Source organism: Paenibacillus sp. J22P143 (genome assembly GCF_059692035.1).
Genome location: NZ_JCAUAQ010000004.1, coordinates 15,952 through 41,554, shown reverse-complemented (window position 1 = coordinate 41,554; position 25,603 = coordinate 15,952). Strand labels below are relative to the sequence as shown.

The 25,603-nt window shown below is 48.7% G+C and carries 22 protein-coding genes; 20 read left to right on the top strand and 2 right to left on the bottom strand.

Going from position 1 to position 25,603, the window contains the following annotated elements; all coding sequences use genetic code 11:
- Window positions 1–33 precede the first annotated feature (33 nt).
- Window positions 34–1,797, bottom strand: a complete 1,764-nt coding sequence (locus AC58PQ_RS09315) for an Rqc2 family fibronectin-binding protein (protein WP_497241686.1) — start codon at window positions 1,795–1,797, stop codon at window positions 34–36.
- A 227-nt stretch (window positions 1,798–2,024) separates the two neighbouring features.
- Here AC58PQ_RS09315 and AC58PQ_RS09310 point away from each other — a divergent pair, with 227 nt between their 5' ends.
- The 18 genes from AC58PQ_RS09310 to spoVM all read left to right on the top strand — a co-directional run bounded on the left by AC58PQ_RS09310 (window position 2,025) and on the right by spoVM (window position 22,906).
- Window positions 2,025–4,829, top strand: a complete 2,805-nt coding sequence (locus tag AC58PQ_RS09310) for a calcium-translocating P-type ATPase, SERCA-type (protein WP_497241685.1) — start codon at window positions 2,025–2,027, stop codon at window positions 4,827–4,829.
- Between the two features lie 164 nt (window positions 4,830–4,993).
- Window positions 4,994–5,824, top strand: a complete 831-nt coding sequence (gene dapF / locus AC58PQ_RS09305; RefSeq protein ID WP_497241684.1) for a diaminopimelate epimerase — start codon at window positions 4,994–4,996, stop codon at window positions 5,822–5,824.
- 24 nt (window positions 5,825–5,848) lie between these two features.
- Window positions 5,849–7,723, top strand: a complete 1,875-nt coding sequence (locus tag AC58PQ_RS09300) for a bifunctional homocysteine S-methyltransferase/methylenetetrahydrofolate reductase (protein ID WP_497241683.1) — start codon at window positions 5,849–5,851, stop codon at window positions 7,721–7,723.
- 29 nt (window positions 7,724–7,752) lie between these two features.
- The gene (locus AC58PQ_RS09295; protein ID WP_497241682.1) at window positions 7,753–8,637 is read left to right on the top strand and encodes a YicC/YloC family endoribonuclease; all 885 of its coding nucleotides are present in this window, start codon (window positions 7,753–7,755) and stop codon (window positions 8,635–8,637) included.
- 34 nt (window positions 8,638–8,671) lie between these two features.
- Complete coding sequence (remA, locus tag AC58PQ_RS09290; RefSeq protein WP_009672664.1) at window positions 8,672–8,932, top strand: extracellular matrix/biofilm regulator RemA; 261 nt, start codon at window positions 8,672–8,674, stop codon at window positions 8,930–8,932.
- A complete protein-coding gene (gene gmk, locus AC58PQ_RS09285) occupies window positions 8,922–9,560 on the top strand; it encodes a guanylate kinase (RefSeq protein ID WP_497241681.1) in 639 nt (212 codons plus the stop codon). The genes remA and gmk overlap by 11 nt, the downstream gene beginning before the upstream one ends.
- Window positions 9,561–9,788: a DNA-directed RNA polymerase subunit omega gene (gene rpoZ / locus AC58PQ_RS09280; RefSeq protein ID WP_056612362.1), complete on the top strand. Its 228-nt coding sequence runs from the start codon at window positions 9,561–9,563 to the stop codon at window positions 9,786–9,788.
- Between the two features lie 161 nt (window positions 9,789–9,949).
- Window positions 9,950–11,170 carry a bifunctional phosphopantothenoylcysteine decarboxylase/phosphopantothenate--cysteine ligase CoaBC gene (gene coaBC / locus AC58PQ_RS09275; RefSeq protein ID WP_497241680.1) on the top strand — a complete coding sequence of 407 codons (1,221 nt, stop codon included), beginning with the start codon at window positions 9,950–9,952 and terminating at the stop codon, window positions 11,168–11,170.
- Window positions 11,170–13,683, top strand: a complete 2,514-nt coding sequence (gene priA / locus AC58PQ_RS09270; RefSeq protein ID WP_497241679.1) for a primosomal protein N' — start codon at window positions 11,170–11,172, stop codon at window positions 13,681–13,683. The genes coaBC and priA overlap by 1 nt, the downstream gene beginning before the upstream one ends.
- Window positions 13,684–13,724: 41 nt before the next feature.
- Window positions 13,725–14,210: a peptide deformylase gene (gene def / locus AC58PQ_RS09265; RefSeq protein WP_497241678.1), complete on the top strand. Its 486-nt coding sequence runs from the start codon at window positions 13,725–13,727 to the stop codon at window positions 14,208–14,210.
- The gene (fmt, locus tag AC58PQ_RS09260; protein ID WP_497241677.1) at window positions 14,207–15,157 is read left to right on the top strand and encodes a methionyl-tRNA formyltransferase; all 951 of its coding nucleotides are present in this window, start codon (window positions 14,207–14,209) and stop codon (window positions 15,155–15,157) included. Before def ends, fmt begins: the two co-directional genes overlap by 4 nt.
- Before the next feature lie 72 nt (window positions 15,158–15,229).
- A complete protein-coding gene (gene rsmB / locus AC58PQ_RS09255) occupies window positions 15,230–16,705 on the top strand; it encodes a 16S rRNA (cytosine(967)-C(5))-methyltransferase RsmB (protein WP_497241676.1) in 1,476 nt (491 codons plus the stop codon).
- 79 nt (window positions 16,706–16,784) lie between these two features.
- Window positions 16,785–17,855 carry a dual-specificity RNA methyltransferase RlmN gene (rlmN, locus tag AC58PQ_RS09250; protein WP_497241675.1) on the top strand — a complete coding sequence of 357 codons (1,071 nt, stop codon included), beginning with the start codon at window positions 16,785–16,787 and terminating at the stop codon, window positions 17,853–17,855.
- Between the two features lie 12 nt (window positions 17,856–17,867).
- Window positions 17,868–18,632, top strand: a complete 765-nt coding sequence (locus tag AC58PQ_RS09245) for a Stp1/IreP family PP2C-type Ser/Thr phosphatase (protein WP_497241674.1) — start codon at window positions 17,868–17,870, stop codon at window positions 18,630–18,632.
- Window positions 18,629–20,740, top strand: a complete 2,112-nt coding sequence (gene pknB, locus AC58PQ_RS09240) for a Stk1 family PASTA domain-containing Ser/Thr kinase (RefSeq protein ID WP_497241673.1) — start codon at window positions 18,629–18,631, stop codon at window positions 20,738–20,740. Before AC58PQ_RS09245 ends, pknB begins: the two co-directional genes overlap by 4 nt.
- Window positions 20,740–21,672, top strand: a complete 933-nt coding sequence (gene rsgA, locus AC58PQ_RS09235) for a ribosome small subunit-dependent GTPase A (RefSeq protein WP_497241672.1) — start codon at window positions 20,740–20,742, stop codon at window positions 21,670–21,672. The genes pknB and rsgA overlap by 1 nt, the downstream gene beginning before the upstream one ends.
- Before the next feature lie 5 nt (window positions 21,673–21,677).
- Complete coding sequence (gene rpe / locus AC58PQ_RS09230) at window positions 21,678–22,328, top strand: ribulose-phosphate 3-epimerase (protein WP_497241671.1); 651 nt, start codon at window positions 21,678–21,680, stop codon at window positions 22,326–22,328.
- Between the two features lie 497 nt (window positions 22,329–22,825).
- Window positions 22,826–22,906 carry a stage V sporulation protein SpoVM gene (gene spoVM / locus AC58PQ_RS09225; RefSeq protein ID WP_036634233.1) on the top strand — a complete coding sequence of 27 codons (81 nt, stop codon included), beginning with the start codon at window positions 22,826–22,828 and terminating at the stop codon, window positions 22,904–22,906.
- Between the two features lie 104 nt (window positions 22,907–23,010).
- Here the strand turns inward: spoVM and rpmB are convergent, their stop codons facing one another.
- The gene (gene rpmB / locus AC58PQ_RS09220) at window positions 23,011–23,199 is read right to left on the bottom strand and encodes a 50S ribosomal protein L28 (RefSeq protein WP_029197753.1); all 189 of its coding nucleotides are present in this window, start codon (window positions 23,197–23,199) and stop codon (window positions 23,011–23,013) included.
- Between the two features lie 250 nt (window positions 23,200–23,449).
- Between rpmB and AC58PQ_RS09215 the strand changes: the two genes are divergently transcribed.
- Window positions 23,450–23,809, top strand: coding sequence for an Asp23/Gls24 family envelope stress response protein (locus AC58PQ_RS09215; RefSeq protein WP_028558212.1), 360 nt, complete (start codon window positions 23,450–23,452; stop codon window positions 23,807–23,809).
- A 29-nt stretch (window positions 23,810–23,838) separates the two neighbouring features.
- Complete coding sequence (locus AC58PQ_RS09210) at window positions 23,839–25,581, top strand: DAK2 domain-containing protein (protein WP_497241670.1); 1,743 nt, start codon at window positions 23,839–23,841, stop codon at window positions 25,579–25,581.
- The last annotated feature ends 22 nt before the right edge of the window (window positions 25,582–25,603 follow it).

The following is a 25,603-nucleotide window of genomic DNA, read 5'->3' as shown; positions in this document are numbered from 1 at the left end:
AGATTTAGGATCCCGATAGGTTTTTTTGCATGTTTACTTAATAGTCACTTTCAACTGTTTGATCTCGTCCTCTTCCGGCGTCACATACAGTGTTTTCTGATTCACATAAATCACAAATCCAGGCTTCGAGCCGTTTGGTTTATGGACATGCTTAATTGTCGTGTAATCGACAGGAACTTGACTGGAATTTTTGGCTTGACTGAAGTAGGCAGCTAGCTGCGCAGCTTCGAGTAAGGTAGTGTCGGTGAATTCCCCGCGTATGACGACATGTGACCCAGGAATATCCTTCGTATGCAGCCACGTATCCATGGAAGAAGCAAGTCGATTCGTTAGATATTCATTTTGTGTGTTATTTTTCCCGACATAGATAGGAACACCTTCGGTGGATTCATAGCAGGCCAAAGCAGGCTTATCTTTTTTCTTTTTCTTGCGCTGCTTCTTGTTGCGGTCACGCACATAGCCTTGCTCCATAAGCTCATCGCGAATCTCTTCAATATCTGGCAGGGAAGCTACGCTCAACTGCTGGAGCAGGGTCGTGAGGTACGTGATTTCTTGATGCGTTTGGGTAATTTGCTCCTCGACGATCGCCGTGCTGTTTTTCAATTTGCTGTACTTTTTAAAATAACGTTGTGCGTTTTCCGCTGGTCCAAGGAGCGGGTCCAAATTGATGGTGATCATCGCCTGATCCTCATCGTAGTAATTGATGGCTTGGACTTCCTTGTCGCCTTTCTTAATCGTATGAAGCGAGGCGGTCAACAGCTCTCCGAGAATTCGGAACTTATCCGCGTCTTTGGAGTCTTCTACGGTATCTTGGAGTTTTTCCAGTTTTTTAACATTTTTATTCACTTCATTTTGTAAAAATTTCAATAAATCGGATACACGCTGTTTCACCGTATCACGTTCAGCTTTGTCGCCATAGAACTGCTCCAAACACGCGCTTGGCGTTGGATACGACTTCGAAGTGCCGATGATATGCGTAAGTGGCGTCATTGCGAAGAATAGCTTGCCAGTCGTTTCTTGCTCCACAATGACCGGTTCATAGCGATCCTCGCGGATGGCGGTCATCACTTCATTGAACGCCATCCAAAGCGAAGAGGTATCGACTTCCGTTTTGCCTTGCAGACTGCGATACACAATTTCCTTTGCGATCAGTGGACTAAGTCCGCTGAATGCAGCAACCAATTGTTGCTCAGGTCTGACCGGCGTTGTGGAATCGGAATCCTCATAAGACGACGTCAGCCCCTCCAGCGCTTGCGCGAATGCTTCAGCATTCACTTCTAGTGGATTTTGCTTATCCTGCTCAGGCGGTGTCACATATTTGCTCCCGGGCATGACGACGCGATATGAGCTTATCGCTGGCGTGACATGATGAATGCCATCGAGGATCGTTCCTGTTTCAGGGTCTAGAAGAATGATATTGCTGTGACGTCCCATAATTTCCACAATAATATGCTTGAGGGAGACATCGCCTAATTCATCACGATGACGAATCTGGAATCGAATCACCCGTTCCATACCAATTTGCTCTACGGCCTCAATGACGCCGCTCTCGCAATACTTGCGAAGCAGCATACAGAACATAGGAGCATCCATAGGATTTATTGATACCTGTTCTGTTGTTTGAACCCTTGGATAAGTAGGATTAGCAGAAAGCAACAGTTTCACGTTCTGCCTTTGAGTGCGAATTTGCAGTACAATATCATTTTCGCTCGGTTGATGAATTTTATTAATGCGGCCTCCCACATACATTTGAAGCTCGTGAACAATTGCATGAAGGACGAGTCCGTCTAAAGCCATGATGCATACAACTCCATTCTTTGGGGCTAGCAGCCATTTGCGTCTTGATCGTGCAACTAGTTCAGTAGCCGACAACTTTGCTAATCTCTATGATGCCATACTTTTCACAAAAACTTAAGGGGCTTTGGGCAGGAAAGATGATTTCAGGGATATTTTCCTGCTTGTCTGAATACAAATACGTATAAGTGTGAGACAAGATCAAGTGGATGTAGGAGGGAGAAGGGCGGATGAGTCAGAATAAGTGGTACCAGTTGAACTCGGAGGATGTCTTGCAGGCACAGCAGGTGAATTTGCAGCAAGGATTGCCCTGGGAAGAAGCTTGGAAGCGGCAGGCTGAGGTAGGGCGAAACGAGCTCTCAGAGGGGCAGCGTGTATCACCAATCACACTGCTGTTGAATCAATTTAAAGATTTCATGGTCCTGGTACTATTGGGGGCGACTCTAATATCCGGCTTGCTAGGTGAATATTTAGATGCGATTACCATCGTCGTCATTATTGTGATGAATGGGATTTTGGGCTTTACACAGGAATTTCGAGCGGAACGCTCACTACGTGCACTGAAAGAGCTGTCTGCGCCTAATGCGAATGTTTGGAGAGAAGGAGCCGTTCATCAAATTCCGGCTCGTGATCTGGTTCCAGGTGATATTGTATTTCTGGAAAGCGGCGACAGAGTCCCAGCGGATGTTAGGTTTCTGGAAACGAACGGCGTCTATATCGAGGAGTCCGCTCTAACCGGGGAGTCGATTGCCGTAAGTAAAATAACAGCTTCTATCCCGCATGAGGAAGTACCGCTTGGTGATCAGCGCAACTTGGGCTTCATGGGTACGATGGTTTCTCGTGGCACAGCGAAGGCAGTTGTTGTTCGGATCGGGATGAGCACGGAAATGGGCAAAATCGCTGATCTGATTCAAAATACAGAATCCATGGAAACACCGTTACAGCACCGTTTGGAGCAGTTAGGTAAAATTTTAATTATCGTTGCCATTGCGTTGACGATTCTTGTTGTTGTAGCAGGTATTATGCATGGACAACCACCGTACGCGATGTTCTTGGCAGGCGTAAGCTTAGCCGTTGCAGCTATCCCTGAAGGGCTCCCAGCGATTGTAACGATTGCGCTTGCTCTTGGTGTACAACGGATGATTAAGCGGAAAGCCATCGTCAGAAAGCTGCCTTCGGTTGAGACCTTAGGGTGTGCTTCTGTCATATGCTCTGATAAAACAGGTACGCTGACACAGAACAAAATGACGGTGACCCATTTGTGGGTTGGCGGTGACGTACTAGAGGTTACAGGGGATGGCTATGCGCCGGTGGGCAATATTCTTCTAAGCGGCCAGCATACGGACGTGCACAAGCATCCTTCTCTCACGAAGCTGCTCCATGTGTCTGCCCTTTGCAATAACGCAACCTTAATAGAAGAAAAACAAGAAACGAAGAGGAAGAAAGGCAAAGAGGGCACACAGGGATCTGCCTCGATTTGGCATATTAAAGGCGATCCAACCGAAGGGGCTTTAGTTGTTCTGAGTGCCAAGAGCGGGATTACCCAAGATTCGCTGAGGGAAAAATATAAACGGATCGCCGAGTTCCCTTTCGACTCGGAGCGTAAACGGATGTCTGTTCTGGTGTCCTCCGAGAATGGCCGCATGGCTTGTACGAAAGGGGCGCCAGACGTATTGCTGCAGCATTGCAGCTACATTTTGTGGGAGGGTAAAGTCATTCCATTTACGTCAACCCTGAAACAAAAAGTGATCTCAGCCAATGAAGGCATGGCCAAATCAGCGCTTCGCGTGCTGGGTATTGCGTATAAAGAACTTAAAGTAAGTGATCGGTATGAGGATTTTGAGGATGTTGAAAATGGCTTAGTTTTTGTTGGTTTAACAGGTATGATCGATCCTCCGCGCAAAGAAGTGCGTGAAGCGATCTCTAAATGCCGTAAAGCTGGCATCAAGACCGTTATGATCACAGGAGATCATCAAACGACAGCAGAAGCTATTGCGAAGCAGCTTGGTATGATTCCAGCTAATGGCGTCAGTATGAGCGGTCAGCAGATCGGACAGCTTTCGGATGATGAGCTCGATGCCAAAGTCAATGATACCTACGTCTATGCAAGGGTATCCCCTGAACATAAGCTAAGAATTGTGAAATCATTGCAGCGCAATGGACACGTTGTTGCCATGACGGGGGATGGTGTCAACGATGCGCCAGCGATTAAGGCGGCTGATATCGGGATTGCCATGGGGATTACGGGAACCGATGTATCCAAAGAGGCATCCTCTTTAATACTCAGTGATGATAATTTCTCGACGATCGTTGCGGCGATTGAAGAGGGGCGAAGCATTTATGAAAATATTCGCAAATTCATTCGCTACCTGCTTGCGTCTAATGTTGGCGAGATTATGACGATGTTCATCGCCATGATGGCGGGGCTTCCGCTTCCGCTCGTACCCATTCAGATTCTGTGGGTGAATTTGGTCACAGATGGTCTGCCAGCGATGGCGCTGGGTGTAGATCAGGCAGAGAAAGACTTAATGCAGCATAAGCCGCGTTCGGCAAAGGAAAGTATTTTTGCAAGACGATTAGGTTGGAAAATTATTTCCCGTGGTATGCTCATTGGGGTATGTACACTGGGTGCCTTCTGGCTCATATTACGCGTTAATCCATCGGATGCGGAGACTTTATTGAAAGCACAAAGTGTCGCGTTCGCGACCTTGGTGATGGCTCAGCTCATCCATGTGTTCGATTGTCGCAGTTCACGGTCGATTTTCCATAGGAATCCTTTGCAAAATAAGTACTTAGTTCTCGCTGTTTTGTCATCACTTATTTTGATGCTTGGAGTTATGTATGTGGAAGCTCTCCAACCGATCTTCAAAACCGTTCCACTTGGCTGGAAAGATTGGATTCTCGTTCTTATTGCTGCTGGTATTCCAACGTTCTTTATGGGACTAGGCAGCGTGTTGTCTCCAAAACGGACCAAAGGTTCTAGAGGTTCAAGCTCTTCTGTGTATAATAAATCTTCAAAACCTAGCTTTAGATAAACGAAGTGGAAAGAGCTGCCGTGAGGCGGCTTTTTCTGTATCTTTTTGCCGGTAAGCAAGATATGGCGATTTGGCGACTATGACGTGCTGCGGTGGCGTAGGACTATGCATACTGTCGTTTTTACGCTATGATAATGGCTAAACCGCACATAGGGGTGCTTGACATGAATTTTACGAAAATGCATGGACTTGGCAATGACTTTATCGTCGTAGCCGGGGAGAAAGAGCTTCCTGCCGGGGCTGATCAGCTAGCTATTCAGCTGTGTAATCGATTTTTTAGCATCGGTGCCGACGGCGTTGTCTTTATTCTTCCTTCAGAGAAGGCTGATTTTCAAATGCGCATTATCAACTCGGATGGATCTGAGGCCGAGCAATGCGGCAATGCGATCCGCTGTGTTTCCAAATATGTGTACGACCATAAGCTCATTGATGCAACAGAAATTACCGTTGAAACCATTGGTGCTGGTGTACAGAAGGTTCAAGTACACGTGCAAGACGGTAAAGTTTTGACCGCTCGTGTGGATATGGGAGCGCCCATTCTGCAAGGACTTCAGGTGCCAACGACGGTTGATGCTGACAAGGTGATTGATTACCCGATTGAGGTTGAAGGCAGATCATTTCGTTTCACAGCGGTTTCCATGGGGAACCCGCATTGTGTTATTTATGTGGAGGATGCTGTGAATTTTGACCTCGCAACATGGGGGCCGAAGCTTGAAGCACATCCGATGTTTCCACGCAAAATAAATGTCGAATTCGCAACCGTTCGCGATCGCGCCTATACGGATATGCGGGTTTGGGAGCGAGGCGCGGGGCCTACGCTTGCATGCGGAACGGGAGCTTGCGCTACGTTGGTCTCCTCTGTGCTTAATGGTTTGTCCGATCGTGAAGCGACGGTTTCACTCAAAGGTGGCGATTTGTTCATCGAGTGGCTGGAAGAGGACAATCACGTTTATATGACCGGACCTGCGGAAGAAGTGTTTACAGGCAAACTATAGTCGGGTAGATAGGGGAAATGAGGCATGAAATTGGATCTTCGTGCAGCGCTGCAGCGGGAAATTTTGACCGGTGACGGCGCTATGGGGACATACTTATATCAGATGGGATTTCCCGTCGGCATTTCATATGAAGAATTGAATTTGCTTAGACCGGAAACGGTCGCTGACGTGCACCGCCGTTATTTTGAGGCAGGTGCTCGTCTTATTGAAACGAATACGTTTTCGGCGAATCGCGAGAAGCTGTCGAAATATGGTTTGGAAGGCGACGTTGAAGCCATTAATCGTGCGGGTGTTGAGCTGGCTCGGAAAGCTGTTGGAGACGACGCTTATGTTGTGGGTGCAATCGGCTCTATTCGTGCTGGCAAGCGTAAAAATGTACGTACATCCGATGTGGAGGAGTCGCTTCGGGAACAAATCGGCGTTCTGTTAGACTCACCCGTGGACGGGCTGTTGCTTGAGACCTTCTATGATTTGGAAGAGATGCAGCTTGCTTTGCGGATTATCCGCAGCATGAGCCAGCTTCCAGTGATTTGTCAGTTTGCCAATGAGGGCACGGGCAGCACGCAAGACGGTGTTCCGCTGCAAGAAGCGTTCCTCCAACTGCGTGACGAAGGTGCTGATGTGATCGGCTTTAACTGCCGCGTCGGCCCGAACGGGATTCTGCGTTCGATGGAAAAGATCGCGCCGATTCCTGGTATTCCATTCTCGGCGTTTCCGAACGCAGGGTTGCCCGACTACGTAGACGGGCACTATACGTATACGGCGACGCCTCAGTACTTTGCCGAAAGCGCGCTGCGCTTTGCCGATCTTGGCGCGCGCATCATCGGCGGTTGCTGCGGCACGACGCCGGAGCACATCGCCGCTGTAGCGAAGGCGCTGCAGGGCTACGTGCCTGCTCCGCCGGGCGCAGCCCCTGCGGAAGCCGCCGTGCTCGTGATCGAGCCCGCACCTGCACAGCCTGCACCACCTGCGGGCATTCCTTCGCTGCTGGACATCGTGAAGCAGCGCAAAACCGTTATTGTCGAGCTGGATCCTCCGAAGGATCTCGACATCGAGAAGTTCATGCAGGGCTCGAAGGCGCTGCAAGAGGCCCATGTCGACGCCATTACGATGGCCGACAATTCCCTTGCTGTGACGCGCATGAGCAACCTGGCACTCGGCTACCTCGTGCAGGAGCGTTTGGGCGCGCGTCCGCTCATTCACATCGCGTGTCGTGACCGCAACATGATCGGGACGCAGTCCCATCTCATGGGCTTGCACGCACTGGGAATAGACCACGTGCTGGCCGTGACCGGCGATCCCGCCAAGTTTGGCGATCTCCCCGGGTCCAGCTCCGTGTATGACCTCACCTCATTCGAAATTATTCGGATGATTAAACAGCTTAACGAAGGCATCGCCTTTTCCGGTAAGCCTTTGAAGCAGAAGGCTAATTTCGTTGTAGGTGCGGCATTCAATCCGAATGTGAAGCATTTAGATAAAGCTGTGCAGCGCTTGGAGCGCAAAATCGAGGCAGGCGCTGATTATATCATGACGCAGCCTGTGTACGATGCCAAGCTGATTGAACAGATTTATGAAGCGACCAAGCATTTGCAAATTCCTATTTTCATTGGTATCGCCCCGCTGGCAAGCGGTGGAAATGCCGAATACCTGCACAATGAGGTTCCCGGCATTCGCTTGTCGGATGAAGTTAGGGCGCGGATGGATGGATTGAAAGGTCCAGAAGGCCGTGCAATGGGTGTGGAAATTGCCAAAGAACTGCTGGATACCGCGATGCAATACTTTAATGGTATTTATCTGATGACCCCCTTTCTGGCGTATGAAATGTGCGTAGATCTGACCAATTATGTGTGGGAAAAGTCGAAAAGGCAGGATTTCCACTTGTACCCACTTTCAAAATGAATTAAAATAGGGTAATGGATGTGATTAGAATGATTTGCAGTATGACCGGGTTCGGACAAGCGAATCGTTCTTTTGCGGGATACAACGTGTTTATCGATGTGAAATCGGTCAATCATAGGTATAGTGAAGTGTCGATTCGTTTGCCTAAGGAATGGGCGGCTTTCGAAGACGCTTTGAAGAAAACGGTATTGCAAGCTGTGAAGCGAGGACGTGTAGACGTCTTTATCACGGCAGAACGTGAAGCGGCTTCCCCGAAGAACGTAACGGTTAATTTTGCTTTGGCAGATGCTTATCTGGAAGCGGCTGAGCAGTTAAAGCAGCGGTATGGGATCACGGGCCAGGTAGAGCTCCATGATTTATTGAAGCTACCTGAGCTGATTCAAATGAAGGATGTACGTCAAGAGCCTGATGACGAGATCGAACAGGAACTTTGCGCCTGTTTACAGGAGGCTGTCGCTCAGTTATCCGCGATGAGACGCCGCGAAGGGGATTTCCTAGAGCTGGATATTCGTGAACGGTTAACCGAGATGAAGCGAATTCACATCGAGTTGGAAGCGTTGGCTCCTCAAGTTGTTCAGGAGTATACGGCGAAGATGACGAGTCGTATTCAGTCCCTTGTACTGGATGGGATTCCTGTGGATGAGCAGCGACTTGCGACTGAGATTGCTCTATTCGCAGATCGTTCTAATGTGGATGAGGAATTGACTCGTCTGAAGAGTCATTTTGGGCAATGTGAGGCATTGCTTTCAGACAAAGAGCCTGTTGGCCGAAAGCTGGACTTCTTGATTCAAGAAATGAATCGGGAAGTGAACACGATCGGATCGAAGTCGAATCATTCGGAGCCTACGGCTAGAGTGATTGCGATGAAAGCAGAGCTTGAGAAAATGCGGGAACAAATACAGAATATCGAGTGAAGCTTGCATGTGCTTCGCGAGGAGGAAGTCCTAGATGGCTATCAAATTAATCAATATCGGGTTCGGCAACATCGTATCGGCGAACCGCATTATCTCGATTGTGAGTCCGGAATCGGCTCCGATCAAGAGAATCATTCAAGAAGCGCGTGATCGTCACATGCTGATTGACGCTACATATGGTAGAAGAACCCGTGCCGTTATTATCACGGACAGCGATCATGTGATTTTGTCGGCAGTACAACCAGAGACGGTAGCGCATAGACTTTCGAATAAGGACGATGATCATGACGAGTAATACGAACACTCTTGAGCGTGAGAGAGGTATTCTGATTGTTTTATCCGGACCGTCGGGTGTCGGCAAAGGGACGGTTTGTGCGGCGCTGCGCAAGGTTGCTCCGGATATTGTCTATTCCGTATCAGCGACAACGCGTTCCCCTAGACAAGGTGAAGTAGACGGCGTTAATTATTTTTTCAAATCCCGCGAGCAGTTTCAGCAATTGATTGAAACTGATGAAGTGCTGGAGTGGGCTGAATATGTGGGCAACTTCTATGGAACACCAAGACGTTTCGTAGAGGAGACGCTGCGTTCAGGTCACGATGTGATTTTGGAGATTGAGGTTCAAGGTGCACTGCAGGTCAAACAGAAGTTTGATGAAGGTGTATTTATTTTCTTGCTGCCGCCATCTCTAGATGAGCTTGAGAATCGTATTGTTACACGTGGCACGGAAACGGATGAGGTCATTCGCAGCCGCATGTCAGTGGCCATCGATGAAATTCGTCTGATGGAGCACTATGATTATGCGATCGTGAATGATCATGTAGATACCGCATGCGCGAAAATACAAGCGATTCTAGCGGCTGAGCATTGCAAAAAAGATCGTATGTATCCAAAAATCGTACAATGGATGGATGAGGTGAATTGAATGTTATACCCTTCAATTGATAAACTGCTTGATATCGTAGACAGCAAGTACTCGCTGGTTGTAGCTGCTTCCAAAAGAGCAAGATCCCTGCGTGATGGAGCAAAATCCGATTTGAAAGGCCAGAAGGCCCACAAACATGTTGGTGTTGCGTTAGAAGAACTATACGGTAATTACATCGGTTATGAGAAAATCAACACAAACGAGAGCGAGAAATACGCGAAGAAATAAACTGCTTTATCCAACAACCCTCGTGGTTGTTATTTTTTTCTCAAAATATAAGGAAGTCTATGTTTCACATTATAAATCCGCTATATTTCTAGATAAACGCTCCCGTCCTTGAAGGACGGAGTAGCCGTTTATTTCGTTTAGCATTTCGAAAGGGGATTCCCATGGGTGTATTGCAAGGCAAAACGATTGTGCTCGGTGTCTGTGGCGGCATTGCGGCTTATAAAGCTGCGGCGTTAACGAGTAAATTAACACAAGCTGGGGCTGTTGTACGGGTCATTATGACACGCTCCGCGGTACAATTCGTTGCGCCGTTAACGTTTCAAACCTTGTCGCGGCATCATGTCTTTGTCGATACGTTCGATGAGAAGGAGCCTTCGGTCGTATCGCACATCAACTTGGCCGACAGCGCTGACCTTGTGTTGATTGCACCTGCCACGGCCAATACGATTGGCAAGCTGGCAATTGGGCTTGGAGATGACATGCTAAGCACCACGCTGCTGGCAACGATGGCACCGATCTGGGTGGCGCCTGCGATGAATGTGCATATGTACGCGAATCCAGCCGTGCAGACCAACATGGAGACATTGCGCCGCCGCGGCGTGCGTTTCATTGAGCCTGGCGAAGGGCAACTAGCCTGCGGGTATGTGGGCAAGGGGCGTCTTGCTGAGCCGGAGGAGATTTTTGCCGCGGTTGAGCGGCATTTTCAAGGGGATGCAGGGCAGTTAGCGGGTAAGCGCGTCCTAGTGACGGCCGGAGGCACCGTGGAACGTCTGGATCCCGTTCGTTATTTGACCAATGATTCGTCAGGCAAAATGGGCTATGCCATCGCGGAAGAAGCGGTCCGCATGGGCGCGAAGGTGACTTTGGTATCGGGGCCATCGGCCCTAGCCGTGCCTGAAGGCGTGCAGCTCGTTCCTGTGCAGTCTGCGTTAGACATGCGCGAAGCGGTCTTAGCTAGGCTCGGGGAAAGCCAACTCATTATAAAAGCTGCGGCAGTGGCCGATTATCGTCCTGCTGTTGTGGCCGAGCAGAAAATCAAGAAGAAATCCGACTCGCTCACGCTGGAGTTGATCAAAAATCCTGATATTTTACAGGAAATAGGCACGCTGAAAACAGCGGATCAGTTCGTTATCGGGTTTGCTGCGGAAACGGAGCGCTTAGATGAACATGCGATGGACAAGCTGAAGCGCAAAAACTGTGATCTCATCGTGGGGAACGATGTGTCACAAGAGGGTGCAGGCTTTGGCGGGGATACGAATGTTGTTCGTTTCTATGATCATAACGGGCTTGTACAAGCTCTGCCTATACAAAGTAAGTGGGACGTTGCACGTAAGCTGCTTGAGCTTGCTGCTGATCGTATGGCTGCGGCGGTGAAATCCTGATGTACGCCAAAGTCATTGTCGATGTCCCTGCCAAGCAAACCAACCGGGCGTTCGACTATGAAGTTCCGGCATCTCTGAGCAAGTGGGTTGAGGTTGGCAGCCGTGTTGGCGTACCTTTTGGTCCTCGGGTGCTGCAAGGTTTTGTAGTCGAACTGCATGACCAAACGGAAGTTGACGCGAAGCGCATCAAACCGATTCAAAATGTGTTGGATTTGGTGCCGCCCTTGACGAGCGAGCTTGTCAGTCTTGGACGGTGGATTAGTCGCATGTATATGTGTCATGAAGTGACGGCTCTGCAGGCGATGCTTCCTGCGGCACTCAAAGCGAAATATGAGCGTGTGATTATCGTAGGGGAAGAATCCGAGGATCAATCCTTTCTAGATATGCCAGATATAGAAGCGATTATTAGCTTTGTGAAAAGCAAGGAATCCGTTTCGATGGACGTGTTGTTGGAGCGTTTTTCGAAGGAAGGCGCTCTGATCAAAGAGCTGTTGTCATCGGGTAGACTTGCGGAAGTGCAGCTAGTGAAAGATCGGATGAATACCAAAAAGGCGTTAACGGTCTTTCCACCCACTGGAGGCGCTGGTTTGGAAGAAGCTTTAGCCGAGCTTCCAGCCCGAGCGAACAAGCAAAAAGAGGTGCTGCGCTATTTGATCGAGCATCCGCACGCCGTTCGATTGACGGCGTTGATGGAGACTGTCGAGATCAGTGCGAGCACGGTCAAAAGCTTGGCCGATCGCGGCTGGATTGAGCTGCGCGAGGTTGAAGTGATGCGCGACCCTTATATGGGGCGGGCTTTTGCGAGGACGAAGCCGCTTACTCTGACGGAAGAGCAGAGCGGCGTGTTTGCCCCTATTCGCGATGCGGTGGCTGAAGATCGGCATGAGGTGTTCCTGCTGCATGGCGTGACGGGAAGCGGCAAGACGGAGGTATACCTACAATCCATCCAGCAATGCTTGGATATGGATAAGGAAGCTATTGTGCTAGTGCCAGAAATTTCCCTGACGCCGCAAATGGTGGAGCGGTTCAAAGGGCGATTCGGCGATCTGGTTGCCGTGCTTCATAGCCGACTATCCAATGGCGAGCGATACGATGAGTGGCGCAAAATTACGCGCAAGCAAGTGAAAGTCGTGATCGGCGCGCGGTCGGCGATTTTTGCCCCTTTTACGAACATTGGCCTGATTATTATCGATGAAGAGCATGAATCCTCCTATAAACAAGAAGAAAGTCCCAAATATCATACCCGTGATGTGGCTGTTCAAAGGGCTAAGCAGCAAGATGCGGTTGTTGTGCTGGGATCGGCTACACCGTCTTTGGAAAGCATGGAGAAAACGAGACGCAGGAGAGATCGAGCTAAGCCTCCTTTTACGTTGCTGACCATGAAGGAGCGCGTTGCGAGCAGACCGATGCCGCCTGTTACGATTGTGGATATGCGTGAGGAGCTGAAAACCGGCAATCGGTCGATGTTTAGCCGATCTTTGTATAAAGCGATCGAAGAACGGTTACACAAGAAAGAACAGACGGTATTGCTGCTGAATCGACGCGGCTATGCGACTTTCGTGATGTGCCGGACGTGCGGTTTCGTTTCACAGTGTCCGCATTGCGATATTTCCTTGACGTATCACCAAAGCTCACGTGCACTTCGTTGTCATTATTGCGGTTATGCGGAGCGTGAGGTGACGGAGTGTCCGAGCTGTCAGTCGGAGCATATTCGTCATTTCGGCACAGGGACACAGCGTGTAGAGGAAGAGCTAAGTAAGATTTTCCCTGGCATTAGGGTTATTCGTATGGATGTCGATACAACGACCGAAAAGGGTTCACATGAAAAATGGCTGACGATGTTTCGCGAGAAGCAGGCGGATGTGCTTTTGGGGACGCAGATGGTGGCAAAAGGGCTTGATTTTCCGGATGTTACCTTAGTTGGGGTTATCGCGGCGGATACCGTGCTTAATATACCTGATTTTCGCTCCGCAGAGCGGACGTTCCAGCTCTTAACGCAAGTTGCAGGCCGAGCGGGACGGCACGAAAAGCAAGGGGAAGTGTTTGTACAAACGTACACACCTGATCATTACAGTGTGCAGTATGCGAGTCATCATGATTATGTGGCTTTTGCCAACCATGAGATGGATATTCGGGCTAATTTAGGCTATCCACCTTATCAAAGATTGATTTTAATTACGTTCTCACACGAACAAGTACCGCTGCTGGTGCGGATGGCGGAAGCCTTTGTTACACGCTTGAAAGAGATCGCTCTTCCTTACACGAGACAGCAGGTAGATTTGTTTTCGGAAGCCGTATCGATGGATTCATCCTTTCATTTTGACGTGTTAGGACCTGTTGCATCGCCAATTTCCCGAATCAAAGATAGATATCGATTCCAATGCGTGGTAAAATATCGGGGGGAAGATTTAGCTGCAGAGATCGTTGGGAAGACAGTAGCTTGGTTTGAGGAACGCTCAGCCAAAGAAAAACTGCTTATAAGCGTGGATGTTGACCCGCAATATTTGATGTAAGAACCCCTAATCGAGAAGACTTTAAAGGTAGGTGCACATTCATGGCTATTCGTATTATTGTTAAAGATCCAGATCCTGTGCTTCGTGAGAAAGCGATCACAGTTACGAAGTTTAATTCCAATCTGCATAAATTGCTTGATGATATGGCAGATACGATGTATGAAGCGGAAGGCGTAGGCCTTGCTGCTCCACAAATCGGTATTCTGAAGCGCGTGATCGTGATGGATTGCGGCGAAGAGCACGGTGGATTGATCGAAATGGTGAATCCAGAGATCGTCACATCCAGCGGTGAACAAATGGGCGCTGAAGGTTGTTTAAGTATTCCAGGTCTTCGTGGCGATGTGCTTCGTGCGCTGAATGTAACGGCTAAAGGGCAAGATCGTGATGGTAACCCGATTGAAGTTACGGGCTCAGAGCTATTAGCTCGTTGTATTTTCCATGAGGTTGATCACTTAAATGGTATATTGTTTACGGATCTTGCGGTCAATACCTATACAGCCGATGAAGAAGAGGAAGAAGAAGCGTGAATATTATTTTCATGGGCACACCGGATTTCGCAGTTCCCTCCTTGCGTTTATTATTGGAGGAAGGCTACAACGTGACCACGGTTGTCACGCAGCCGGATCGGCCGAAGGGACGCAAACGCGTCCTTACGCCGACACCAGTGAAGGTAGAGGCGGAGAAGCATGGCATTCCGGTGCTTCAACCAGTGAAGCTGCGTGAAGCAGATTCCGTCGAGCAGATCCGCCAGCTTGCGCCAGATTTAATCGTCACAGCTGCTTATGGTCAAATTTTACCGAAATCGGTGTTAGATCTGCCTAAGTACGGATGTATTAATATTCACGCATCGCTGCTTCCGAAATATCGGGGGGGAGCGCCGATTCATCATGCAGTCATGCGAGGGGAAGCTGTCACAGGCGTCACTATTATGTATATGGCTGTAGGCTTGGATACAGGCGATATGATCTCCAGCGTGGAGTTGCCGATTGAAGATACAGATACGACGGGGATGTTGTTTGACAAGCTGAGTATGGCTGGGGCTGATTTGCTGAAGCGGACATTGCCAGATCTATTGGCTGGTCGGATTGAGGCTGTTCCTCAGAATGAGGCGGATGCCATCTATTCGCCTAATATTCGCAGGGAAGATGAGCTCTTGGACTGGTCGCGTTCGGCGATCGAGCTGTGGAATCACATTCGAGGCTTAAACCCATTTCCTGGTGCCTATACGTTCTGGAATGGGGAAGTTTTGAAGGTTTGGGCGAGCTTGAAGCCGGAGCAAGCAGGGCAGGTTGGGTCTGGTATAGCGCCAGGAACTGTGCTTAACTGCAGTGAACAGGGGATTGAAGTAATGACGGGAGCAGGCACTTTGTGGCTAACCGAAATTCAACCTGCTGGCAAGAAGGCGATGCCTGTATCCGAGTTCATTCGTGGTGTCCAGATTCCGGTTGGTACGGTACTGGGGAAACACGCTTAGGCCGATTTGGCTCTTTTAAGAAGGAATTTTGAGACTATTATGTAAATCAATTCACAATGCCACCACAAAAAAATGAGGTATTTGATTTTGTCTACGAATAAACCAACTCGTCCGCAACAAGGACAACCGAATTCGCAGAGCGCGCGCAAGCCCTCTGCGCCAAAATCATCCTCGGGCGCTGCGAAGAGCAGCGCTGTTAAGCGTTCCGCCCGTGATGCGGCGTTGGATGTGCTGGTTCGCGTTGAGGAGAATCAGTCTTACAGCAATCTACTGTTGAATCAAGTGCTGCAGAAGCATGCCTTGGAGCGAGCGGACGCTGGTCTTGCTACCGAGCTTGTGTATGGCACGATTGGGCGTCAGAATACCATTGACTTTTTCTTAGAGCGCTTCGTTAGCAAAGGGCTTGCGAAGCTGGAGCCTTGGGTGCGATGTCTGCTGCGGCTGAGCTTCTATCAGCTGCATTATTTGGACCGCATTCCTGACCATGCGGTCGTGAGCGAAGCGGTCAATATCGCGAAGCGCCGAGGCCACCAAGGCATCTCGGGCATGGTTAACGGCGTGCTGCGCGCGATCATCCGCAGCAAGGACGAGCTCACGCTGCCGGCTGCGCTCGGCGACGTGAAGCGCATCGCGCTGAGCCATTCCCATCCGGAATGGCTCGTGCGAAGGTGGATCCGTCAGCTCGGCGCTGAGCTGACGGAACAGATCTGTGCGGCGAACAACGAGCCGCCGCACGTGAGCATCCGCGCGAACGCGAGGCGGCGCAGCCGCTTGGAGCTGCTGGAGCAGCTCCAAGCTAGCGGGCTCAGCGCGGAAGCGTCAGAGCTAGCCCCGGCCGGCATCCTTGTGCAGGGGGCCGGGAACATGGCGTTAGTCCCCGGCTTTCAGCAAGGGGACTTCTCGATTCAAGACGAGAGCTCGATGCTCGTCGCCGAGGCTCTTGACCCGCGTCCAGGCATGAAGGTGCTGGACTGTTGCGCCGCCCCTGGCGGCAAGACCGCCCACATCGCGGAGAAGATGGACGATGTGGGGCAGATTTGGGCTTGTGATCTGCATGAGCACAAGCAGAAGTTGATCGCAGATCAAGCGGAGCGTTTGGGACTATCGTCGATTCAGACGCTTGTGATGGATGCTGCGAAGCTGGATGAGCATTTTGCTGCGGAGTCCTTCGATCGCATCCTGCTGGATGCCCCTTGCTCGGGTCTTGGGGTTATTCGCCGCAAGCCTGATCTCAAATGGGCGAAGCAGGAAGCTGAAATTGATGCGATCAGCGAAACGCAATATGCGATTCTGAGCCGTGTACACCGACTGCTTAAGCCAGGCGGTGTGCTGGTGTACAGCACTTGCACGATCGAACAAGTGGAGAATGAGGGCATGGTTGCGCGTTTCCTTGCGGAGCACAGCGAGTTTGAACTCGCTCCGCTGCCAGTCGATGTTTTCACGGATATTGACCCGGCAGCTGCTGTTTCTGGCATGGTGCAAATTTTGCCTCAGCAGTTCCACTCGGACGGTTTTTTTATCGCTCGGCTGCGTAAACGTGACGTGTAACGGACAGGGACGTGTGTTCGTTCCTGCTTTGTGTTAAAATATTTAAAAATAGACGAAATAACAACAGGTTGTGATAAATGTGGGTATAAAGCCGTATGAGAAAGAGAAACCATTTGTTTATGATTTGAATTGGGATGAGTGGCAAAGCTGGGTAAAAGAAAACGGGGAGTCCGCGTTTCGAGCTGGTCAAATTTTTGACTGGTTATATATTAAACGCGTTTTCAGCTTCGATGAGATGTCGAATTTACCGAAAACACTTCGTGACAAGCTGAAGGATCAGTTTGATTTCGTTACCCTGTCCGAGATTACCAAATTTCAATCCCAAGATGGCACGGTCAAGTTCTTGTTCGAGCTTGAAGATAAGAATGCGATTGAAACCGTCGTAATGAAGCATAACTACGGCAACAGTATTTGCGTAACGACCCAAGTCGGCTGTCGAGTGGGTTGTACTTTCTGTGCATCTACTTTAGGCGGGCTAAAACGGGATCTACGTCCTGGGGAGATCGTTGCTCAGGTTGTGAAAGCACAGAAATTGCTCGATGAGACGGAAGAGCGTATTTCCTCGATCGTGATCATGGGAATTGGCGAGCCGTTTGAAAATTACGAAGCGACCATGAATTTCCTGCGTGTGATGATTCACCCGAAAGGATTGAACATCGGGCAGCGTCACATCACGGTTTCCACAAGTGGGATCGTACCGAACATTTATAAGTTCGCTGATGAGAATTTGCAAGTGAATTTGGCGATTTCGATTCATGCGCCGAATGATGCACTCAGGTCGAAGTTAATGCCTGTTAATCGCAGGTTCCCTTTCGTTGATCTCATCGAAGCTTGTAAGTACTATATCGCGAAAACGGGCAGACGGATTACATTTGAATATGCCCTTATGGGTGAAGTGAATGACCAGCCTGAACATGCGGAAGAGCTGGCGCTTATCTTGAAAGATATGCCGCTCAGTCATGTGAATCTGATTCCCGTCAACTTTGTTGCTGAACGTGATTTCAAACGTACACCCAGAGATGATATTTTTACCTTCCAACGTATTCTGGAGAAGGGCAAAATTAATGCGACCATACGCCGTGAACAAGGTAGTGATATTGCTGCTGCCTGCGGACAACTGCGAGCGAAGCATATGGAGAGCAGTAAATGAGGTGAGAGCCGGATGAAGATGGTAAGTCGTACCGATATTGGTAAAGTCCGTCAAGTCAATGAGGACCGTGCCGCCATCCACCATCAGCTGAATGGTCTATCTTTGGCTATTGTTGCGGATGGGATGGGAGGGCATCAGGCTGGCGATATTGCCAGTCAAATGGCCATTGACACGATTGGAGCGCAATTGCAATCCATCCATTGGGGAATGTCGGTGGAAGCCTGTAAGCAAATACTGAGGGAAGCGATTGAGAAGGCGAATGGGGAGATTTATGCTTTTGCGTCGGATCAAGAAAAGTACCACGGGATGGGAACGACAGTCGTTGCCATTATTGCTTCACAGGAGCTTCTCATTATCGGACATATCGGGGATAGCCGTGCGTATAAGCTGACAGGGGAATCCATCCAACAATTGACGGAAGATCATTCCTTAGTTTACGAGCTTGTTAAGAATGGGCAGCTTACGATGGAAGAAGCTGATCATCATCCAAGACGTAATTGGATTACACGCGCACTTGGCACAGAGCCTAATGTGGAAGTGGATCTGTACGAGTACACGTGGCGTCCAGACGATGTTATTCTCATTTGTTCAGATGGTTTGAGCGGGTTGGTCGACGATGCTGATATTTTGCGAATTGTTCGTGCGAGCGAGCGATTGGAAGATGCGGCAGAGGAGTTAATCCAGAGTGCGCTTCGCGAAGGCGGAGATGATAATGTAACGGTCCTTTTATTTGCACATGATCAGGATTCGGACGAAAAAAGGGGTGATGGGAATTGATCGGTAGAAAGCTTGGAGGCCGCTATGAAATCTTAGAACGTATTGGCGGAGGCGGCATGGCTTTGGTCTATAAAGGGCATGATTTGCTTTTGAATCGCAAGGTGGCTGTCAAAGTACTGCGTTCGCAGTATGTGCACGATGAAGAATTCATTCGTCGTTTCCGCAGAGAAGCTCAAGCAGCCGCTTCCCTATCTCATCCTAATGTTGTCAGTATTTATGATGTTGGGCAAGAAGAAGATGTCCATTACATCGTGATGGAATATATCGAAGGCAAAACGCTGAACGATTTAATTAAGGAAAAGGCGCCACTACAGGTGGAAGATGCTGTTCATTTTGCAAGTCAAATTGCAGATGCACTAGATCACGCTCATCATAACGAAATTATTCACCGCGATATTAAGCCGCATAATATTCTGATTGGCAAAAACGGCCGTGTAAAGGTGACGGATTTCGGTATAGCTAGAGCCGCGACATCATCCACAATTACACAAACCGGATCTGTCGTCGGTTCTGTTCACTATTTCTCGCCTGAGCATGCGAAAGGCACGAATACAGGAGAGAAATCTGACTTGTATTCGCTTGGCATTGTGATGTATCAAATGCTGACCGGTCGACTTCCTTTTCTCGGGGAAAGTCCAATTTCCGTCGCCCTAAAGCATTTGCAGGAGGATGTGGAAGAACCGCGTAAGGTGAATCCGCTGCTTCCTCAAAGTGTGGAGAATATTATTCTCAAGGCGATGCGCAAAAAGCCAGAAGAACGGTATCAATCTGCGAAGCTGATGATGGCGGATCTCGATACATGCTTGACTCCAGATCGTCGGAATGAAGCGAAGATTGCCTTCTGGGATGCTTATGGCATGGATGAAGAGCGTACGCTAGTTATGCCGGCCATTCGCGCGGATCAGCTAGCTCAATTCGATGAGGATGATGATGAACCAGACAAGCCTGTTTGGCGGGAAGAGCCTGCTCCTTCTAAAGGTAAAGGTTGGATTAAGCCGCTGATCTGGATTGCTGTTTTATTAATCGTGCTGGGTGCTATGTGGTACATGGTTGGTTATGTGAAAGGGATGTTCGCCATTGAGACCGTTGAGGTCCCAAATGTGGTGAATAAGACGCTGACGCAAGCGCAAGCTGAACTGACGGTCGCTAGATTAGGATCGACGATTGAGTATGATGCGGATAGCAAGCTCGCTAAAGATACGGTCATTCGCCAAGATCCTAGTGGCATGAGACTGAATGTCGGCACCAAAGTCATTCTTTACGTGAGTCAAGGTGTACCCAAAATCAAAATGGACAATTTCGCGGGACAATCGCTGAAGGATGTTCGCTTAAAATTGAGAGCACTTGGTCTTAAGGATGAGCAAATTACGATTACCCAAGAGACAACTGATGATGCGCCGGATACGATTTTGAAACAGTCGCCGTTGGCTGGTGAAGAGTTTGAATTAGAGAAAGCTGCTATCGCCTTTACGGTTAGTAAAGCAAAAGAAACGTTCAAAATGCCGGATTTGGTTGGTTTGGCGGAAGCCGAAGCGAAAGCGCAGATCACCAAGCTCAGTCTGAAGTTGCCTGTGAATGGGATCACACGTGAGAAAAGCTATAAAGTAGCCAAAGGCAAGGTGATTAGTCAATTTCCTTTTGACAAAAACACCGATGTATCTGTAGGCGCTGAAATTTCTTTGGTCATTAGTGATGGACTGCCGGAAGATGCTGGACAGTTGACAGTTTCTGTGGATGTAAAGCCTACAACGGAAGGTAAGGATTCCACGTTCAAAATTATTGTGAGCGACGCTCAGTACGAGAATTTCGAGTACATGACAGAAAAAGTATCGAAGCCGCAAAGTTTGGATATCAAAGTGATTGTTTCACCAGATAAAAAAGCCGTGATTTTGATCAAAGAAGGAGACAGCTTGATTAACTCTTACACAAAAACCTATCAAGATTATTTGACTCCAAAACCTGGGAAAACCGTCTCACCTAGTCCTAGCCCATCGCCATCTCCTAAGCAACAAAACACCGGTCCGGCTATTCCAGTAAACGGTACTGGAAATGGACAAGGGCAAACCGGTGGAACTGCTACAAAAGCACCTGCTGGAGGGGCCAATTAATGCCGCAAGGACTCATCGTCAAGGCGCTTAGCGGTTATTATTATGTATTGCCTGAAGGGGTTGCTCTTCTGGAGGGTAATACGGTGACCTGTCGTGGAAGAGGCGTGTTCAAAAATAGAAATATAACGCCTCTTGTTGGAGATCGTGTCGTGTACGAAGCCACGGAGAACGGGGAGGGTACCGTTACGGAAATCCTTCCTCGCTCTTCGGAGCTCATTCGTCCGCCGATTGCGAATGTGAACGTGGTCGTGCTCGTTTTTTCGGTGACAGAGCCTGTTCTGAATACGCAGCTGCTAGATAAGTTCCTGGTGCATATTGAAAATACGGGTATCGATGTGTTGTTATGCTTCACCAAAAGCGATTTGTTGACGGAGACTGATGAGGATGCTGCCCATGCCAAAGAAATGACAGCATCGGAGTTTAAGCGGATAACGAAGCTCTATGAGGGAATCGGTTATCCCTTCGTTACAACGAGTTCCAGACTAGAAGAGGGTGTAGAAGCGATTCTACAGCATTTGGATGGCAAAGTTAGTGTATTCGCTGGGCAATCCGGTGTCGGTAAATCCTCTTTACTGAATAAAATGATCAGCGGTCTTGATTTGGAAACGAATGCGATTTCTCAGAGATTAGGAAGAGGAAAGCATACCACACGTCATGTTGAGCTGCTGCCGCTTGCGAATGGCGGTCTTGTTGCCGATACGCCGGGCTTCAGCCAGCTGGACTTCATGGAAGTCGAAGCAGAAGGGCTTAGCAGCTGCTTCAGGGAGTTCGCCGCTGTTGCAGAAGGTTGTCGCTTCAGAGGCTGCTTGCATTTGCATGAGCCGGACTGTAAGGTGCGGGACGGCGTTGCCACCGGTACGATCGCTGCCTCTCGGTATGATCACTACTTGTTATTTTTAACTGAAATCAAGGAACGGAAGAGGAGGTATTAGGCGTAATGGTATATGTAGCACCTTCTATTTTATCAGCCAACTTCGCCAAGCTTGGCGAGGAGATTCAGGCCGCTGAGCAAGGCGGAGCGGACTGGATTCATGTAGATGTCATGGATGGCCATTTTGTGCCTAATATTACAATTGGTCCACTGGTTGTTGACGCGATTCGTCCAGTCACCAAGCTGCCGCTTGATGTTCATTTGATGATTGAACAGCCGGACCGTTATATTCCTGATTTTGTGAAGGCAGGTGCGGATCTGATATCCGTGCATGTAGAAGCATGTACACACCTTCATCGGACGCTTGACCTGATTAAGAAAAGCGGTATTAAAGCCGGCGTTGTGCTGAACCCTGCTACACCAATCTCGCTCATTGAGCATGTGCTGGATGAGCAATTGGATCTCGTGCTGATTATGACGGTGAATCCAGGCTTTGGTGGGCAGGCCTTCATCCCAGGGATGCTGAATAAAATTCGCGCTCTGCGTGAGCAGGCGAATGCGAAAGGTCTCACGGGGCTTCATATTGAAGTAGACGGCGGTATCAATGAGGTGACAGCTCGTCAGGTCATTGAGGCGGGGGCTGATGTCTTGGTAGCGGGCAACGCTGTATTCGGGCAACAGGACCGTGCTGAGGCCATTCGGCGAATACGCGGCTAAGAGGGGACGAAGGACGATGAGATTTCTCTGGCTACTGATGTACAGCTTGCTGTGTGGGGTATTATTGACGTGTTTTTCAACAATAGACGATTTCGTGAAGTACATTTTTTCACTTGGTGCCCTTTATGTAGGGATTCGGTTCTTCCGCCGCTTTGAGCAAATTGGGTTCCGCATATGGTTTATCGTGATCTCGGTTCTTTTCTATCTTATTTTTAATGTAATTGTAGCTGTCTACAATGAGGTGGGCATAACTACTCCATAGCCGCATACATATAGTTACAAGAGTGAAGCGCTCTTGTAGCTTTTTTTGCTTTCTGGAAGCAACTGAATTGTGGGAGGAAGTAAAAATAGATGTCACTTTTTCTCCGCTCTGGGCATACACTGTTGTAATGATGTTAAGGAGCAGTCATGCACGCCCGCGAAGCGTTTGCTCAAGAAGTCAGGGAACTGGCTTACGAAGCCAGTTTTCTGGCGAAAACTCTAAGGAGGGGTAGAGAATGAAATTCTACACAATCAAGCTGCCGAGATTTTTGGGAGGATTCGTGAAAGCCGTACTTAATACGTTTAGTAAAAACTAAGGTTTGCCCATACTTACGTCATTCTCCCCAGGAATGCAAAAAAAGCACCGATTAAGGTGCTTTTTGTCATTCACATAAGTAAGTTAAGTATCCGCAGCTACGAATTAAACGCGAGCCACTTTTCCGGATTTCAACGCACGAGTACTTACGTAAACCCGTTTCGGTTTACCATCAACGAGGATGCGAACCTTTTGAACGTTAACTCCCCAAGTACGCTTGTTTTTATTGTTAGCGTGGGACACGTGATTTCCTGAACTAGGACTTTTACCTGTAATGAAACATTTGCGGGACATGTTTGACACCTCCTTCGGCAGTATACAAAGAAGCCTGGGTGGCAAGCCTAAGCTTGACATGACAGTATTCCTCAAAATAAATCTTGTGATACGCAGATAGCAACCAGCAAAAACACACTTAAACATAATAGCATAGCAAAAGGAGCCGAGTCAACGAATTACCCGCATTTTTGCCGTTTATTTATGAAGTATGTTATAGTACAATGAAGATTAGTCTTGGTAAAGCGAAACTTGAAGGAGTTGTTACATAATGCCGATTGAACTCACAACTGAGTATGGAAAAGTGTATATTACCAATGAAGTGATTTCAACTCTGGCGGGATCTGCTGCATTAGATTGCTATGGACTTGTAGGCATGGCAACCAGAAAGCAATTGAAGGATGGTATAGCTGAGCTGTTAGGTCGAGACAATTTGAGCCGCGGTGTTGAAGTTCGTAGAGAGAACGGGCGACTTGAAATTGATCTATATATTATTGTCAGCTATGGAACCAAAATATCCGTAGTAGCAGGTAATGTCCAAACGAAAGTCAAATATATTTTAAATGAAGTTGTAGGGTTGCAAGTGGACGATGTGAACATCTTTGTTCAAGGCGTTCGAGTGGCCAAATAATAGCCCGATAATCAGGAAGGGGAATCACTTTGAGTAAGCGCTTTATTTCAATAAATGGAAATGACTTCACTGCCATGGTCCTGGCGGGTGCGGATAACCTTCGCAGGAATGTAGATAAGGTTAATGGATTGAATGTTTTCCCTGTACCCGACGGAGATACTGGCACCAACATGAACTTAACACTCACGGCAGGCTGTGAGGAACTGAAGAAGAAGCCATCTTCTCATATTGGGAAAGCAGCTGATGCATTGTCCAAAGGGCTACTGATGGGCGCAAGAGGCAATTCAGGTGTGATTTTGTCGCAATTGTTCCGCGGTTTCGCGAAGCATGTGCATGATTTAGAAAGTGTGAATGGCCAGCAGTTTGCGGCTGCCTTGCAGCAAGGTGTAGAGACAGCCTATAAGGCTGTTGTAAAGCCAGTTGAGGGCACGATTTTGACTGTATCCAAAGAAGCTGCTAAGCATGCCGTGCAATATCGTCGCAGCAGCGATGTATTGGATCTGATGAACGAGGTTTTGGGCAAAGCGAAGGAAGCACTAGCGAAAACGCCGGATCAACTTGCCATTCTTAAACAGGTGGGTGTTGTTGACGCAGGGGGCCAAGGTCTTGTATGCGTATATGAAGGCTTCGTCACGTCGTTAAGCGGCGGCTTGGTACAAGTGGATGAGGACTTTGCTACGATGGATACAAATCTAGGTGAGGTATCTCTTCTTCCTGGTATGAACTTGGCCAAAGAAGTACATGCTCATATGCCTGCACAAGCTCATCTAGCTACAGAAGATATCGAGTTCGGCTACTGTACGGAATTCATGCTGACCATTGCTCCTGGTAAGGTTAAGGGCTTTACGTTTGATGAAGGCAAGTTTCGTGATCAACTTAGCAAGCTAGGAGATTCGCTCCTTGTTGTTGCTGATGAAGAGCTCGTCAAAGTGCATATTCACGCGGAATACCCGGGCGAGGTTATGAATCAAGCCATGAATTACGGCGCTTTAAGTCGTATTAAAATCGAAAATATGCGTGATCAGCATTCACATATATTAGAAGATGCGGGGCATGATGGGTACGAGGCTCCTGCGGTCATTCCTGCCGCTACGGCTGTTGCTGCTCCTAATAAGCCGTATGGGTTCGTTGCTGTTGCTCTTGGGAACGGGATTACGGATATATTGTCCAGTGTTGGTGTGGATGTCGTGCTGTCCGGTGGACAAACCATGAACCCGAGCACGGAGGATATTGTGAACGCAGTGAACAGCATTGATGCGGACACGATTTATGTGCTTCCGAATAACTCGAACATTATTTTGGCCGCGCAGCAAGCGGTTGATCTGGTCGATCATAAAACACTGATCGTCATCCCATCGAAATCGATTCCGCAGGGACTTGCAGCCATTCTGGCTTTCCAAGAGAAGGCGGATGTACGAACGAATACGGATGCGATGAATGAATCACTGCGACGTGTAAAATCCGGTCAAGTGACGTATGCCGTTCGTGATACGAACATGGATGGTATGGACATTAAGCAAGGTCATTTCATCGGTATCCAAGATGGCCGCATTGTCTCTTCCCAACCAAGTCTGATGGATGCGTGCAAGAAGCTGCTTGAGGAAATGATCGATGAAGGCAGCGAAATTGTAACGATTCTGACGGGCGAAGATGCGACTGAAGAAGGCATAGTAGAGCTGGGAAATTTTATTCAGACGATGTATCCGGATATAGAAATTGAGCTTCATCCTGGTGGACAACCATTGTATGCCTACCTGTTATCGGTTGAATAACCGTGTACAAGCAGGTATTGTA